Below are 16042 nucleotides of genomic sequence, written 5' to 3'. Positions count from 1 at the left end.
CGGCATTTATACTACTCCGCGATACAGTTTGAGTAAACTTCACAACAGAGTAGTATCACCATCACTCCTGAAGAATTTCTGCGATACCGGGCACCGCGGTATAGTGTTGTTCACATACCTGCATACTCACCTTTTGGTACAATGCGTCAATTTCAGCATTGCTCATAAAGCCTTTACTAAAGCCTTCTACCGCTGGATCGATAAAGTGACGGGCCGCCAACATGAAATGTGCGATCAATTGCTTCACATTGTCTGTTCCCATAGCGATGCGCATCGTGGTCAACTCTATACCCGCTTTACGCTGTTCCTCTGTACTTAACTCAGAATGCGACGTTAATGCAGGACACAGAATTATGGTATTGGTTTGCCCGATACTCACTTGATGACTAAAAGCAGGCTCTAATGCATCAAAAAAACGGGTAAAAATTTCTCGCTGCAAATTAGCAGGTGCCATATCTACTGTGAACAACGGGCACGGCCATCCATGCTTATGCTGCTTGCGCTTTAGCTCAGCATTAGCGTGATTGTCTAATGCGTGGCTGTTAACACGGATTTTGGGGTGGGCAGCGAGAAACTCGGTAAATACCTGCGTATTGATAACTTTTGAAATAATGCGCTGTTCTAGGGTCTTCATACCGTTGAGGACATCAAAGGCTTTTTCTGAGTCGAGAAAGGCTCCCTTAATATAATACACGTCCCAGAATAAGGTTTCCGACCACTTAACGCCATTCACTTCGTCGCCTTTAGACTGGAACATACGATGGTTTTCGCCAATGACCACACCAGCGGTTGTCGCACCACTTCCGCATATATCTTTAGTGTAACTATGCACTACGTAATCTGGGCGAGCTGCACGATTCTCATGTTGGAGAGGCTGATGCAGCACTGGCGTTGCCAGCGTTGAATCCAGCATGACCAACGCCTCTACCTTATGAGCTTCTTCACAGATAGCGGGGACATCCAGCACGTAACCATGTGGGTTACATGGCGATTCCAGGTACACATGCATCTTTGCGCCTTTTTCCAGTCGCTCAGCATTTTCTTTACGCGTTTGCGTCATAAAATCCACAAATTCATCTTTAGAGTACCCGTCGAACCATGCGACCTGTATATCCATGCGGTTACTACGCGCAAAGTAATCGTGCAATAACTGATAGGTGCCACCATAAACATTCCTGGAAACGATCAATACATCCCCATGTGTCAGCACGTTAGAAAGTAACGCATCAATAGCCGCCATCCCCGAGTTAAAGTTCCACGCCATATACTCAGAGGCAAACTTACCCGCTTCACGATCTACAATGGCGTTGGCCAGTGAAATATTAGTAGGATTTAACAAACGAGAATAAATTTGATGGGTAAATTCTTTACCTTGAAAAGCATCGTCTACCCACTCAGTGCATGCGTATACGTAGGTCGCTGTTCGCACCACAACCGGCGTAGCAGAGAAAAGAGCAGTAACGTTATCAAATAGAGGGTAATGCCCTTGAGAGTTATCGCCGGAAGACAAGCTCTGATAGGTTTTTCGGAATGGGTTTTGTAAGGTATCGAGAATTTTAGCTATTTGGAAAGACAAAAACTTTTTAGCATTGAAATAAGCGACACGATCTTCTTTGTTTAATGAGCCCAGTGTATTGGTAGTGATGTCCCATAATGTCATCACATCAGCTTGCGCCTGATAAAGATTGCGCGCAGTATTGCTCAGTGCCTTGCCGTAATCTGTGTTAGCGTCAATGCCAAAGTGGGCAAGCTGCTCGCTAACTAATTCTTCCAGTGAATTAGCCTGCGTTGTATTTCTTCTGGGTGACAGGCACTTGGCTGATTGTAATGTATCCTTCATTTCGATTATCTCTGGTTATTTGGGATAAGCGAATGTAAATTGTTAATGAGAATTTATAAATATGAAACTGATTTGTACTCCCCCTGCTAAGGAAAGAATTGTTTACAATGAAAAAGGATAATGCAGTCAATCAGGTCAACCTGACAATTCTATGCACCGATGCAGATCAATACAAAGACCTGATAGAAGCGGAAAAATTCCCACACGTCAACATTGTTCAAAGTGCTACCCATGTTAATGAGGTTGACACTGAGAAGGTAGCATGTCTGCTAGCATCTCCTGACATGGCCGCCGAAATATTAGATGAGTGCCCCCACCTTCAATGGTGTCAGTCAACGTGGGCGGGCAACGCTCCTCTCCTGGACCACCCTCGGCGGAATTATTGGCTTACGGGCGTGAAGGGGGTATTTGGTCAACAAATGCGTGAGTATGTATTCACTTACTTGCTTCACTTCTCCCGTAACGTAGAATTATTCAAACAGCAGCAGCATACACAGACATGGCAACCACTTCACTATGACTATATTGCGGGCAAAACCTTAGGCGTATTAGGCGCGGGATCTATTGCTCGTTCGCTAATTTCACCAGCATTAGCATTTGATATGCGGGTGATCGGCCTGAATTCATCAGGTCAATCGGTCCCCGGGTTCGATCAGATATTTAGTGCTGAGCAAAAAGAACATTTCGCTCGTGAGTGCGATTTTGTATTAAATTTGTTACCCGATACTACCGCGACACAGAATTTCATTGATAGTCAGTTTTTAGCCGCACTACCTTCTCATGCAGTTCTTATCAATGCAGGAAGAGGCTCTGCCATTGAGGAAAAAAGTCTGCTAAGGGGACTGGATGCAAACCACCTTCGGGCCGCGGTGCTGGATGTCTTTAGAGAAGAGCCTTTACCGCACGATCATTTATTTTGGCATCACCCTAAAATCATTATCACCCAGCACACTGCTGCTGAATCACGACCCCAGGACATCGTGACCCTGTTTTTAGACAATGCCGAACGGTATGTGGCGGGGCGGCCACTTCGTTTTCAATTCGACTTTGAGAAAGGCTATTAGTTGCGAGGATCAGTAGCCGTCACTTCGATACGATCAACATGGCGTTCTCTGAACGCCTTTAAATTATCGAATGCCTTCAAATTATGCATCTCGCGAAATTCAATCCAATCTATTAATGTAAACAGACAAATTGCAGGGTAATCCCATCCTTCGAAACCGTTTAAGCTAACCTGCTTGTCCAGCTCCTCCAAGGTGGCTTGCACACGCTCTTTTTGCAGCCGGTAATAAAGTTTGTCTTCGCTGATATTAAACTCAGAACGTTTGAGTAACAAAAGTTGTACTAAAGAATCGTTGGCAGAATCAATTAATGTTAGCTGGTTTTCCTGATCCCAATTAAGCGGCGTATACCCGAACTTTTCTGCTAAGTACCGATAAATGACCCGCGAATCGAAGATGACACTACCCTCATCTTCTAAACAGGGAATTTTAAGGGTTGGGTTGCGCTCTGCCAGGGTAGCCCGGTCATCGCCCTGAAAAATTTGCAGATTTACAAATTCGTGAGGCGTTTGGGCCAGTAAAATACGAAGACGACGAACATAAGGAGAAGTAGTAGAGCCAAATATTTTCATGATAACTGACAGACCTCAATGCACACTCATATTTTAGTTATAGCAGTTATAAACCCGGTACAACAGCCCGGTCACCCTTAAACGCTGAAACTGGCGCCGCACCCGCACGTAGTGGTGGCATTAGGATTATTAACCACGAAACGTGAGCCTTCAAGACCATCTATGTAATCCACAGTTCCTCCAACAAGGTATTGTAAACTCATAGGGTCGACCACCAGCGTTACTTCATTTTTTGCTATAGTCATATCGCCGTCGTTAACTTTTTCGTCGAAGGTAAAACCGTACTGGAAGCCTGAGCAGCCTCCTCCCGTTACGTAAACACGTAGCTTAAGCGCAGGATTTTCCTCTTCCATTACCAGCTCTTTTACTTTACTGGCAGCAGCGTCAGAAAATTCAATTGGTAGTGCAGTTTCAACAGTCATAGTTACCTCTAGTGTTTGCATGGCAATTATCTAATAGATAGCTACAGCTATCAACAGCTATCCGATAACATCATTGAGCCACGTTTTCATGACCACCGGCAGGTGAGGGGAACTAATTTATGCGCGTTATCTTAAATTCGTTATTTTCAGAACACTTGCGTCGGCTGGGTTCCACTTACGCCCGTCTCTGTCACCATATGCCGCTGCGGAACACCACGAAACCAATACGAAACGCACAAGAGATTTGAATGCTTTGTTAAACAAAAAACTTTTCCACTATTGCTTAGCTGTCAATTAATTTCCATTCAAATCGCTTTTTATATTGCCCGCGCAAGGTAGTGAATTGAAAAACATGGGTTTCTACTTCCACAAACTCCGGTATAAAATCGTCAGGTAGAGAAAACTCAACCTGTTCAGCCTGAAAAAACCTAAATCGGTAAAACAGTTTCCCTTCCGGTAACAGGTATGCCGAACCAGCTTCTACACTTGCCGGCCGCCCTGATTGAGACCCGCGCAACACTATGTTTAAATCGCCTTTTATCACCGCTTTATTCTGTCGCTGTTGTAACAAAATAAAGGACATGCGATAACGATTTACCCCCGCAGCTTTGCTTATTTTTAACTGCTCCAACGCAAAGCCCTCCTGGGTGGTTTCCGGGGCTATAATTCGTTCGTATAATGAAAGGGTGTCGAGCAACTCGCTTTGTTCAAGATGGTATTCTTCAATGGCTGCACTTAACTCATCGTTGGTTTCCTGTAGTATCGCCAACTGCGCCTGAAGTTGATTAACTTGAGTGGTAAGGGTGTTATTCTCAGCGGTCAATGCGTTGACCGCTAACTCCGAGGCTGTAGCAATGCGATCTCGCTTTTCTGCAAAATAGTTTGCCAGTAAATACCCGAAAGCCATCATCATTAGCAGGGCACTGAACACAGAAAGTTTAGTAGAAGAAACGGCCCGTTTGTCGGTACCTTGGGATGTTTTCATTTTATTAAGCTGTTCTACGGGTTAAAGCATTTGCAAAGCAAACACTTGTGATAAGCTATAGTCAAAGTTTGGCAGATAGTAACATGACATGCGTCTTTCGGCTCTACGAAAAGAATTAGCCCATCCCCGCACTTCCATTCAGATATGTTTATTGGGTATTGTTGGAGGAGTGAGTGCTGCGCTTTTAATCATCCTGTTCCGTCTCTGTGTAGAGTGGGTCCAAACCAACGCACTCCATCAACTTTCCAACGTTTTTTCCTCACAGGGCTTAGTATGGATGACCATGCCCTTACTGGCAGTATTATTCATTCTCGTCATTGCCTACCTCACAGGTTTTAAACACTACAGGATGGGGATCCCCTTTGTTATCCACCGGGTGAAGTATTACTACGGTCATATCCCTTTTCGCACCACTATCAATCAGTTTTTTGGCGGCATGCTAGCGCTCGCTGGGGGGTTTGTAGTAGGACGGGAAGGCCCCTCAGTTCACCTTGGAGCGGCGGGCAGCAGCTATTTCGGCCAATGGCTTCGCTTACCCTTTAATACAATCCGAATACTCGCCGGTTGCGGCATAGCCGCAGGGATTTCAGCATCGTTCAATACGCCCTTCGCTGCGGTTATCTTTGTCATGGAGGTTGTGCTCAGAGAGTATAAGATTCATATATTCGTTCCCGTCATGCTGGCAGCAGCATGCGGCTCGGTTATGACCCGTTTAGTGTTTGGATCGGTGAATGAACTTTCCTTTCTTTCGTTCAATGATTTCAGTGAGTGGATGTACGTTTACTTAGTCGGGTTGGGAATTGTGTTGGGCTGGCTGGCAACCCTTTTTAATAACCAACTTATGCGAATAGTAAAGCTCTTCCGACCTGTCAGTATGATATGGCGACTGGTGCTGGCGGCTATTATCACAGGCGTTGTCATCATGCTTTTACCAGAAGCAAGAGGCGCGGATTTCGTCGATATCCACAGTCTTTTTGAAAGCTCTCCGGGTGTATGGCTGTTACTTGCAGTATTGATTGCCAAGTTCGTTCTGGCTGTTTTTGCGATCGGTCTGGGTATACCAGGCGGTATCATGGGGCCAGTTATGGTAATTGGTATGTTAGCTGGCGCTATTTTGCTATTGCCCGTAAGTCACATTTTACCTGTTGAAGAGTACACGAGCAGTTTCGCGCTGTTGGGGGTTGCCGGTATGTTGACGGCAGTTTTGCATGCGCCATTGGCTGCATTATCCGCCGTGATGGAATTATCCTACAGCCCGCAAATAATCTTACCTGCGATGCTGGTTATCGTCCCGGCATATGTAACCTCAACGCAGTTTTTGGGGAACCGTTCTGTGTTTATCAGACAGTTGGATTATCAAAACTTGCCCTATGCGATTTCATCCATCCGAGAATCACTTGAAAAGACAGGTGTGATGGCAGCCATGGCTGAAGATTTTAAATTGTTTCGGGATGCTCCTGAACACGTGCTGTCAAATTTCCTTTCTCAGGAACCCACCACTTTGGTCGTGCAAATGGAAAAGTTTGAGCTTGATGTACAATATAAGCTGGTTAGTCTCGATGTTAGCCTTGGCCACGATTCGAAACCTATTATATTAACGGAAATGGAAGGGGTCAGTGCTCAATCTACCCTGCATGAAGTGTACGAAATTCTCAAAAAAAGTCGTTCCGGAGCTGTGTATATTTATGATCAGGAACCTGATGGGCTAATAGGTCTAATAACGTGGAATACTCTGCAAAGTTTTCTGCAGAAAGCACAATATTAATTATAACGATTACGACATAGAAAAACATGAATATACTTTGGATTAAGGCACTACATATTTTTTTCGTCCTTGCATGGATGGCAGGGCTATTTTATTTGCCAAGAATATTTGTCTATCACGCCGAATCCACCACCCCATCAGTACATGAACAATTCAAAATTATGGAACGCCGTTTATGGTGGTTTGTAACCCCGTTTGCAATATTAGCGCTCGTGCTGGGGGTGTGGCTGATTGCTTTATATGGCACGAACTGGTTTGCAGCATCCACTTGGCTGCACCTTAAGCTAACGTTATTAATTGGCATTTACGGGTATCATTTTTATTTGTATAAACTGGTCAAAGACTTTGCCCGCAACGAAAACAAGCATAGCGCAAAATTTTACCGATTCTTGAATGAGGTCCCAGTTCTTATCATTTTAGTTATCGTCTTTCTTGCGGTGGTTAAACCAATCTAAAATACTTTCAGTATAAAACTAATAATGCACTTTATAAGCAATTGCATTTTACTGTCTTTTTTATATTGCGAGAGAAAACATGGACGTACAGAATGAGCATCTCAAAAGCTTGCTGGATCGCACAGATTTGGCATTTAAAGCGCTTATGCAGGAACCGAGCTCAATAGAACGTAATTCTAATTATGAGGATGCCAAACGAGAACTGGACTCCTTCGTGGCGAGGTTGCGCTCAATCTTAGCAAAGCGATAGTTTTCCCAGAAGCTTGAAACCACCTCGCAGCAAAGAATGACCCCCATCCGTAATAGTGTTTGGTATAAGAATCACCCAGAGAAAAGGATGTGTGCTAACTAAGCACGTTAGCATAATGGCGGTAAAACCGGCATTAACCTGGTGAACATCCCTAGCTTTGCATTTTCCCATTTTCCTCGCTGCTGGTACCCGGCTTCACTCAGGTAGGGATTCCGCTGGATAAGCTCAATTCACTTCCCTACAGCCGCAAGGAAACGGAGGTAACTAAAATGAGAAAAGCTATCACTAACCGACCCGCAGCAATGTCAATTTACGTTATTCGGTGGCTTTAAATGATTCAAATTGATTAGGTAATAACGCGGCTAATTCGCCTGCTAAGGTGACATATTCGGTTAGCATCATCGGTAACTGCTTATATAACGCTGGCAGTTTTTCACGAAAGAGCTGTGCCTGCGATCCCGTGCGAGCATGCAAAGCAAGATCAATGTCCGCCAGCGAGCTGAAAAATTTCAAACATCGCGTCAACCGCTTTGTGGGGGTTTCATTTTCAGTACTCGATGAGCAGGTGGACTGAGCGCTAAGCCACGCTTGCTGCCAACAATTCTCGACAGACTGATGGCCCATCAACAAACCGGTTAACCACTGCTCCGCATCAGCTCGCTTTGATTTATCCTCTGTCCAAATCACGTAATCGGGTAGTAATACTTTGCCATCCCGCATGGCGCTTAACGTATCCCGCAACATAAACATCATGCCGTCGGCTAATTTATTTACTTTAGCTGCATCAAGCGTACTACTACTCCCATTTACCAAACCCGGCATCCATTGTTCAGGCAAGGGAATTTCCGGGGATGCGGCAATAGCGAATATATACCCTTCGCTAAACGCCTGAGAAGGCAAAATATCAGCTAAAGCCGGGTCTTGATATACGCTACTTAATGGGGAACTCACTCAACTACTCTTTTGCCAAAACCGTTTAAGGATAATCTAATCACACTATCCTTGCTGCATCCAGCCGAATGACGGTATTCTGGGTCAAAAACAATAAGAGTAGATTTGATGAAAGACAAATCAGGATACATCATTGCCGCCGCATTTATTGGCCCTGGAACCATTACGACCGCTAGTTTAGCGGGAGCTAGTTACGGGTTTCACCTGGTCTGGGCATTAGTTTTTTCGATTATTGCGACCATGGTACTACAGGATATGGCTGCCAGACTAGGGCTAGTGACAGGTCAAGGGTTAGCCGATGGTCTTACTAAAAGCCTTGCATCCCCTGTCGTAAGAAAGTTAATGGCCGTTTTGATTGTGGCCGCTATCGGTATCGGCAATGCGGCTTATGAATCAGGTAATTTAACTGGTGCGGCCATGGGCTTACATCAACTTATCCCACTGGGGCTATCGTCCTGGTCAGTAATTTTGGGGTTGCTAGCAGGGGCGTTACTGTACACTGGGCGTTATAAACTCATCGAGTCCACCTTGGTGGGGCTGGTATTTCTCATGGCGCTTGTATTTCTGATCACCCTGCTATTTGCCAATCCAGATTTCAATCTTATGTGGCAGCAATTTAGCTCACCGCTGCTCTCACTCCCTTCTTTAACCATGGTTCTCGCACTGATAGGCACTACCATTGTTCCATACAACTTGTTCCTGCACGCGAGCTTAATGGCTCAATTCAAGCCAAATAACAACCTTCCAAAGGCGATAGCCGAGTGCCGTCAGCAGTCGATACGAGCGATCGGATTTGGCGGACTGATCACATTGGTTGTGATGGCAACGGCGATGACCGCTTTCTTTGGTAGCGATAGTGCGCTGTCAGCTACCAACCTAAGCAAACAGCTTGAGCCTGTGTTAGGCGAATACGCGCAGTGGTTTTTTGCTATTGGATTATTTGCCGCAGGACTTACCAGCGCAATCACGGCCCCACTCGCTGCTGCCTACGCTGTATGTGGCGCCTTGAACAGGCCGGTCGAACTAAACAACAGAGTTTTCAGATCAGTCTGGATGGCGGTAATTACCGTAGGGGTAATTGTAGCCAGCGCAGGATTCAAGCCTCTTGCTGCTATCTTGATTGCGCAAGCTGCAAACGGGCTGCTGCTACCCATTGTGGCTATTTTTCTACTCGTTGTAATGAACACACATCCCAGCCTAGGCGAGTTTCGCAATAAAACTTTTTCAAATCTGGTGGGCGGCATTGTCATCCTTCTCATTCTACTGCTCGCACTCTATAAACTTGCCCACCTGATTTTGTAATCAATATTATGAGCCCAAGCGCTTAACAATACTCTCAAGCATCCTGCGGCTGCAGCCATAGTTTATGCGGAAGAAATCGGGGGCATTAAAATCTGTTCCAGGTGAGGGCCCCACTCCCTTTTGTTCTGCCCACTGCTGCACATTTTTTTCTCCCAGCCCCGTAGCGTCAATCCACCCCAGATACGTGGCTTGGGGAGTCACCATCGACAACCCATTGATGGCATTAATTTGCTCCACGAGCAGGTCGCGGTTGCCCCGCAAATATTCTAATAATGCCGAGTGCCAATTATCGCACTGGGTAAAGGCAGCTTCCGTAGCGACCAAGCCGATTTTTGAGACCCATGGCAACATCCCCATGGTGGCATTGATAAACCGTTGTCTAATCTGTTTATTTGGGATGATCGCAAAAGCCGTACCCAATCCAGCAATGTTAAAGGTTTTACTTGCCGCCATTAATGTCACGCTTCGATGCTTAAGTGAAGCTAACCTGCCTGCTGGTATGTGTTTAATATCTGGTTCCAGAATAAGATCACAGTGCACCTCGTCAGAGCACAATATCAAATCATGCCTTTCACATATCTGCGCGATACGCTCAAGTTCTGCATGGTTGAGCACAGAACCCACCGGGTTCATCGGATTACACAGGATTAATTGCTTACAAAGAGGGTCCGCCGCTTGTGTTTCAAGTTCACTAAAGTCCAACGTCCATCTACCATCAACTAGTATCGTGCCCACTTCCTGTCGCGCTAATCCATTGAGCTTAGGCGCCGCCAGCAAAGGCGGATAATTAGGCGCCTGTACTATCACCTTGCTGTTTGGCTGGCTAAATGCTTTACAAAAAACATTAAACGCTGGGACCACACCAGGCACCCAGACTATCCAGTCCGCATCCACGTCCCAGTCGTGCTTATCGGCCAGCCAACGTTTCACTGCGTCTTTGGCGGGGGTGTATTGGTCCGGTAAAGTGTAACCTAACGCACCGGTGCTGATCTCTGCTTGGGCGGCATCTAAGATAGGGCTGGCACATTCAAACTCCATGTCAGCGACCCACGCAGGAATAATGTCCTTCCCTTCGTACTTTTTCCATTTAAATGAATATGTATTGGCACGGGAAGGCGGATTATCAAAATTGAACACGGTGTGACAAGCTCCTTGCTAAAACGTACTTTCAGTCTAACTAGCTAAGCGCGCAGAAAAAAGGGCTATTTTATTATAAATTAGCAGGATATGGTCATTGGGGCAGTTTTAAAACAGTTTGGACCTTTGCAATTAGATTATCTCTTTTGATAGGTTTGGCAATATATCCATCTACACCAAGTTGCCTGGCCCTTACCACCGTTTCCCGGGATGCATCCGCTGTCAGTAAGATAAACGGAACATTCAGTTTAACTGCATTGCACATTTTCAATAATGTCAGCCCATTATATTGAGGCATGTTCTGGTCGCTGATGATTAATTGTAATGTCTCGGGAGATTGTTTAACCAGGAATTCGCGTGCCTGTTTACTCCTTGAAAACGTGTAGACATAGGCATCCAAAGACTCTTCAAGAATATTTTTAATAATTTCCAAGGTTATGTCATCGTCATCAATTGCGACTATGTTTAATTCAGACATTATAAATATTTACGGTTTATGATTATAAGAGAATACACGTTGATTCTTGGCTCGCAAGTTTTTACTCAATGGCAGAGAAGCGGGTTCATTCTGCGCGCTATAATCTCTACCATGCTACGAGCATTTGCTCAAGCTAGATGGGACTTAGGCGAGCAAAATGAGGATTTATTAATAAAAAGGCCAGTTTTTTACTACGACAATAAGGGGTAGGACTCCTTTATATAACGCTTAATTTGGCTTTAATGTTTCCTTAAGTCTGCCTGTATGCCAGTGATTACAGAATAAATATATTCACTGTTCGAAACGTCACCACGTCTAAACACGAATTCGATTTCGCGTGCTAGAAAACCCAATAAAAAAAGGGCGCTTATAGCGCCCTTTATGCATAAACTAAAAATTTAGCTCTTACTCTTTTCGCGAGAAGCACGTTTACGATCATTTTCAGAAAGCAATTTCTTACGAATACGAATGCTCTTCGGGGTAACTTCTACCAATTCATCATCGTCGATAAATTCAAGCGCCTGCTCGAGCGACATGACAATAGGTGGCACCAAAGTTTGTGCCTCATCAGTGCCAGATGCACGTACGTTAGTAAGCTGTTTACCTTTTAGCGCGTTAACTGTTAGGTCATTATCGCGGCTATGAATCCCGATAACCATACCTTCGTAGACTTCAACACCGTGACCGATGAATAGGCGACCGCGTTCCTGTAAATTAAATAACGCATTGGTTAATGCTTTACCTGGTGCATTGGCAATCAATACTCCATTTTTACGTTGGCCTATTTTCCCACCTTTATGAGCAGCATAGTGGCTGAACGTGTGGTAGAGCAACCCAGAACCAGAAGTCAGTGTCATAAACTCTGTCTGGAAGCCAATCAAGCCTCGGCTAGGAATGATGAAATCAATCCGCACCCGGCCTTTACCATCCGGAGACATGTCGGTCATTTCGGCTTTACGAATACCAAGCTGTTCCATAATCGAACCTTGATCTTCTTCTTCACAGTCAACCGTTAGTGTTTCGAACGGCTCCTGTAATTCGCCATCCACTTCCTTAAGAATAACTTCTGGACGCGAAACGGCCAGTTCGTATCCTTCACGGCGCATATTCTCGATAAGAATACCCAGGTGTAATTCACCACGACCCGACACACGGAATTTATCCGGGTCATTCATTTCTTCCACTCGCAAGGCAACGTTATGGACCAATTCATCCTTTAGACGATCCAGTATATTACGTGAAGTAACATATTTACCTTCTTTACCTGAGAATGGAGACGTATTCACCTGAAATGTCATAGTGACCGTTGGCTCATCCACAGTAAGGGGGGGTAATGCTTCAACGTTGTTTACATCACAAATGGTGTCAGAAATTTTCAGTTCTCCCAGCCCTGTGATAGCAATAATATCGCCGGCATGGGCAGAGTCGACCTCATGGCGCTCAAGCCCTAGATAACCAAGAACCTGTCCAACTTTTCCATTACGCTTTTTGCCATCGGCAGTTACCACAGTGACCTGCTGGTTGATTTTGACGCTACCGCGTTTAATTCGGCCAACACCAATAACCCCAACATAAGAATTGTAATCCAGTTGAGAAATCTGCATCTGCAGCGCACCATTTGGATCGGCATTCGGTGCTTCCACCTGATCCACGATGGTTTGAAATAAAGGCGTCATATCAGTGCCTTTAGTATCTGAATCCAGCGCCGCCCAACCGTTTAGTGCCGACGCATAAACTACTTGGAAATCCAGTTGGTCATCTGTTGCTCCCAAGTTATCGAACAAGTCGAACACCTGATCAATTACCCAATCAGGGCGGGCACCAGGCTTGTCAATTTTATTAATAACGACAATTGGTTTCAGTCCTTGAGCAAACGCTTTTTGCGTCACAAAGCGAGTTTGTGGCATCGGCCCTTCCTGTGCGTCAACCAACAGCAACACGGAGTCAGCCATGGACATTACGCGTTCTACTTCACCACCAAAATCGGCGTGCCCGGGAGTATCAACGATATTGATACGGTAATCATTCCAATTGATAGCCGTGTTCTTGGCCAGAATGGTAATGCCCCGCTCTTTTTCAATGTCGTTAGAGTCCATGACTCGCTCTTGCGCTTCACCGCGACTTTCCAGCGTACCGGACTGCTGAAGAAGCTTATCAACCAGAGTTGTTTTACCGTGGTCGACGTGAGCAATGATGGCGATATTTCTTAATTTATTGATATCAAAACTTGTATTCATGTATAGCTACTTTAAATGGCGTGCCATAGTTGGAGCAAATATTTGCTAAAGACTTGCTGGGTTGCACAATTGGGCGCGGATTGTACAGAAATTTGAAAGGAATTGCGCACTATTTTTACGAAATTTATACGAGGCAATCCTAGATTTTGATTTGTATATGATTTATCCGTTTCGCACACTGATCATTTTAGTCTCATTTTCAGTACCCAATGGTTAGACAAAACTGATTAGATTGGACGACATACTTTTTTGCACCATTTTGGTGCTGCGTTGCACCTAAAAGATCCCTGATTGATGCGCCTCTTTCCTGTGATTGCGCGTTAGCCCTTGCAATCTCATGCCCTGCGACATGGCATGAATATCGCTAAACGGTGTAAATGTCGGATAAATACTACCTGTAACTAATCAGGGAATTCGACCCATTTTTTTTATTCGCTGGAGGACACGATGTCAGTAGAAAAGGCATTAGAACTAATCAAAGAAACAGAAGCCAAGTTCATCGATTTACGTTTCACCGATACTAAAGGAAAAGAACAACACGTGTCTATTCCTGCATCACTGATTGACGAAGAGTTTTTTGAAGAAGGCAAAATGTTCGATGGTTCATCCATTGCGGGCTGGAAGGGTATTAATGAATCAGACATGGTGCTGATGCCGGATCCCACGACGGCAGTTCTCGATCCGTTTGCTGAAGAGGTACAGGTAAACATTCGTTGTGACATTCTGGAACCCAATACAATGGAAGGCTACGAGCGCGATCCTCGTTCGGTGGCACGTCGTGCAGAAGAATATCTAAAGTCAACAGGCATCGGTGATACCGTACTGTTTGGTCCTGAACCAGAATTCTTCATCTTTGATGATGTGCGCTTCCATACTGATATGTCCGGCTCTTTCTTTAAAATTGACTCTTCAGAAGCAAAATGGAACTCTGGCGCTGAATTTGAAGGCGGAAACATGGGTCACCGTCCTGGCGTGAAAGGCGGCTACTTCCCCGTTCCTCCTGTAGATTCTGCACACGACACCCGCGCCGCAATGTGTATGGTAATGGAAGAGATGGGTCTTCATATCGAAGCGCACCACCATGAAGTGGCGACTGCAGGACAAAACGAAATTGCCTGCAAATTTAACACTATGGTGACCAAGGCGGATGAAATTCAGATTTACAAGTATGTGGTACACAATGTGGCCCATGCATATGGTCAAACTGCGACCTTTATGCCCAAACCGCTGGTAGGTGACAACGGCTCTGGCATGCACTGTCATCAGTCCATCTCTAAAGACGGCGTGAATATCTTTGCCGGAGATAAATACGCGGGCTTATCCGATGAAGCGCTTTATTATATTGGCGGTATCATCAAACATGCACGAGCGATTAATGCATTTACGAATGCCTCGACCAACTCTTATAAGCGACTGGTTCCAGGGTTCGAAGCGCCCGTTATGTTAGCTTACTCAGCGCGCAATCGTTCTGCGTCTATCCGTATTCCATACGTTACCAGCGACAAAGCACGTCGTATTGAAGTGCGCTTCCCTGACCCTACGGCTAACCCTTATCTGGCCTTCACCGCTATGCTCATGGCTGGACTTGATGGTATTAAAAACAAGATTCATCCTGGCGATGCAATGGATAAAAATCTCTATGATTTACCACCAGAAGAAGCTAAGGACATCCCCACCGTGGCCAGCTCGCTGGAAATGGCATTAGATGCTTTAGACAACGACCGCGAGTTCCTTAAATCAGGTGGTGTTATGACAGATGATATGATTGACGCTTACCTTGAAGTGAAAAGAGAAGAAGTGGAAAAAGTGAGAATGACCACTCACCCCCTCGAATTTGACCTTTATTACAGTGTGTAATTAATCAATTATACCAACCAATACCTAAGCCCGCCTTCGCGGGCTTTTTTTTATTCGGTAAACTAGAATATGATGTAGCCACACGAAACTGCGCGAGGAAGTGATTTATGCGAAGCCCGATTAGCTGGATGCTAATGGCACTCCTGTTTGTTTTATCGAGTGCAATTGCTGACCCTGTTTACAGAGTCGTACAGGAAGACGGTACACTGTTGTATACCAGCGAACCCCAACCCGGCGCAGTAGAAGTCATGTTGGATGGAACCACAAAGAATGCTGTTCCTCCACTGTCTTCGCAAACTGCGACTCGAGTGAAGCCCCTCCCGGCTACTAAGGCCCAACCTGATGTACAGATAAGCATTCTGTCGCCCGCGCCAGAAGCGACCATCCGGGACAATCAGGGAAATATCGTGATCAAGGCACAAGCCACCGCGAATGCCCGAGGTCAATATCAGCTATGGCTCGATGGCGAAGCGGTGAAGACCAACCAAACGGGAATTTTTGCGTTACAAAATGTGGATCGGGGAGCACACGATTACCAGGTCAGGTTCATTGACAATAAGGGCAAGACTCTTGCATCGTCTCCTCAACAAACATTGTACCTACATCAAGCCTCTGCTCTGATTAATACAAACCGGCAATAACCCCGCCAGTCGGGCCGGGATTATAGCCGGGAAAAATCTCCGCAGCGGTGCATACAAAATGTCGGAATGAGGTACAATGCACCATGATT

15 protein-coding genes are annotated in these 16042 nt (G+C 45.3%); 7 read left to right on the top strand and 8 right to left on the bottom strand.

The features are described from left to right. Positions 1-61: 61 nt before the first annotated feature. The gene (locus OPS25_RS03145) at positions 62-1840 is read right to left on the bottom strand and encodes a trans-sulfuration enzyme family protein (protein WP_265616208.1); all 1779 of its coding nucleotides are present in this window, start codon (positions 1838-1840) and stop codon (positions 62-64) included. Positions 1841-1947: 107 nt separating this feature from the next. On the opposite strand from OPS25_RS03145, the gene OPS25_RS03140 reads away from it, so the two are divergent. Next, positions 1948-2904, top strand: coding sequence for a D-2-hydroxyacid dehydrogenase (locus OPS25_RS03140; RefSeq protein ID WP_265616207.1), 957 nt, complete (start codon positions 1948-1950; stop codon positions 2902-2904). On the opposite strand, the gene OPS25_RS03135 is transcribed toward OPS25_RS03140, so the two are convergent. The 3 genes from OPS25_RS03135 to OPS25_RS03125 all read right to left on the bottom strand — a co-directional run bounded on the left by OPS25_RS03135 (position 2901) and on the right by OPS25_RS03125 (position 4880). After that, entirely contained in the window at positions 2901-3473 is a 573-nt protein-coding gene (locus OPS25_RS03135) for a glutathione S-transferase family protein (RefSeq protein WP_265616206.1), read from the bottom strand. The genes OPS25_RS03140 and OPS25_RS03135 overlap by 4 nt on opposite strands. A gap of 77 nt (positions 3474-3550) precedes the next feature. Beyond that, positions 3551-3895, bottom strand: a complete 345-nt coding sequence (gene erpA / locus OPS25_RS03130; RefSeq protein WP_265616205.1) for an iron-sulfur cluster insertion protein ErpA — start codon at positions 3893-3895, stop codon at positions 3551-3553. Between the two features lie 283 nt (positions 3896-4178). After that, positions 4179-4880, bottom strand: coding sequence for a DUF6776 family protein (locus OPS25_RS03125; RefSeq protein ID WP_265616204.1), 702 nt, complete (start codon positions 4878-4880; stop codon positions 4179-4181). Positions 4881-4968: 88 nt separating this feature from the next. Between OPS25_RS03125 and OPS25_RS03120 the strand changes: the two genes are divergently transcribed. From OPS25_RS03120 to OPS25_RS03110, 3 genes are all read left to right on the top strand, one after another. Continuing rightward, positions 4969-6645 carry a chloride channel protein gene (locus tag OPS25_RS03120; protein ID WP_265616203.1) on the top strand — a complete coding sequence of 559 codons (1677 nt, stop codon included), beginning with the start codon at positions 4969-4971 and terminating at the stop codon, positions 6643-6645. 26 nt (positions 6646-6671) lie between these two features. Next, complete coding sequence (locus OPS25_RS03115; protein WP_265616202.1) at positions 6672-7100, top strand: CopD family protein; 429 nt, start codon at positions 6672-6674, stop codon at positions 7098-7100. A gap of 79 nt (positions 7101-7179) precedes the next feature. Further along, positions 7180-7350, top strand: coding sequence for a hypothetical protein (locus OPS25_RS03110; protein ID WP_265616201.1), 171 nt, complete (start codon positions 7180-7182; stop codon positions 7348-7350). 315 nt (positions 7351-7665) lie between these two features. Here OPS25_RS03110 and OPS25_RS03105 read toward each other — a convergent pair whose 3' ends face one another. Next, positions 7666-8301 (bottom strand): UPF0149 family protein, encoded by a 636-nt coding sequence (locus OPS25_RS03105; protein ID WP_265616200.1) that lies wholly within the window; start codon positions 8299-8301, stop codon positions 7666-7668. A gap of 105 nt (positions 8302-8406) precedes the next feature. Between OPS25_RS03105 and OPS25_RS03100 the strand changes: the two genes are divergently transcribed. Further along, positions 8407-9603 carry an Nramp family divalent metal transporter gene (locus OPS25_RS03100; protein ID WP_265616199.1) on the top strand — a complete coding sequence of 399 codons (1197 nt, stop codon included), beginning with the start codon at positions 8407-8409 and terminating at the stop codon, positions 9601-9603. A gap of 6 nt (positions 9604-9609) precedes the next feature. Here OPS25_RS03100 and OPS25_RS03095 read toward each other — a convergent pair whose 3' ends face one another. The 3 genes from OPS25_RS03095 to typA form a co-directional block, all read right to left on the bottom strand. Next, positions 9610-10740, bottom strand: coding sequence for a MalY/PatB family protein (locus OPS25_RS03095; RefSeq protein WP_265616198.1), 1131 nt, complete (start codon positions 10738-10740; stop codon positions 9610-9612). A gap of 94 nt (positions 10741-10834) precedes the next feature. Continuing rightward, complete coding sequence (locus tag OPS25_RS03090) at positions 10835-11218, bottom strand: response regulator (protein WP_265616197.1); 384 nt, start codon at positions 11216-11218, stop codon at positions 10835-10837. A 398-nt stretch (positions 11219-11616) separates the two neighbouring features. Further along, positions 11617-13455 carry a translational GTPase TypA gene (gene typA / locus OPS25_RS03085; protein WP_265616196.1) on the bottom strand — a complete coding sequence of 613 codons (1839 nt, stop codon included), beginning with the start codon at positions 13453-13455 and terminating at the stop codon, positions 11617-11619. Between the two features lie 447 nt (positions 13456-13902). On the opposite strand from typA, the gene glnA reads away from it, so the two are divergent. Together glnA and OPS25_RS03075 are read left to right on the top strand one after the other, a co-directional pair. After that, positions 13903-15312: a glutamate--ammonia ligase gene (gene glnA, locus OPS25_RS03080; RefSeq protein WP_265616195.1), complete on the top strand. Its 1410-nt coding sequence runs from the start codon at positions 13903-13905 to the stop codon at positions 15310-15312. Between the two features lie 107 nt (positions 15313-15419). Then, positions 15420-15953 carry a DUF4124 domain-containing protein gene (locus OPS25_RS03075; RefSeq protein ID WP_265616194.1) on the top strand — a complete coding sequence of 178 codons (534 nt, stop codon included), beginning with the start codon at positions 15420-15422 and terminating at the stop codon, positions 15951-15953. The last annotated feature ends 89 nt before the right edge of the window (positions 15954-16042 follow it).

The organism is Alteromonas aquimaris (assembly GCF_026183695.1).
Classification (GTDB): domain Bacteria; phylum Pseudomonadota; class Gammaproteobacteria; order Enterobacterales; family Alteromonadaceae; genus Alteromonas; species Alteromonas aquimaris.
This window is presented reverse-complemented; position numbering and strand designations above follow the sequence as displayed.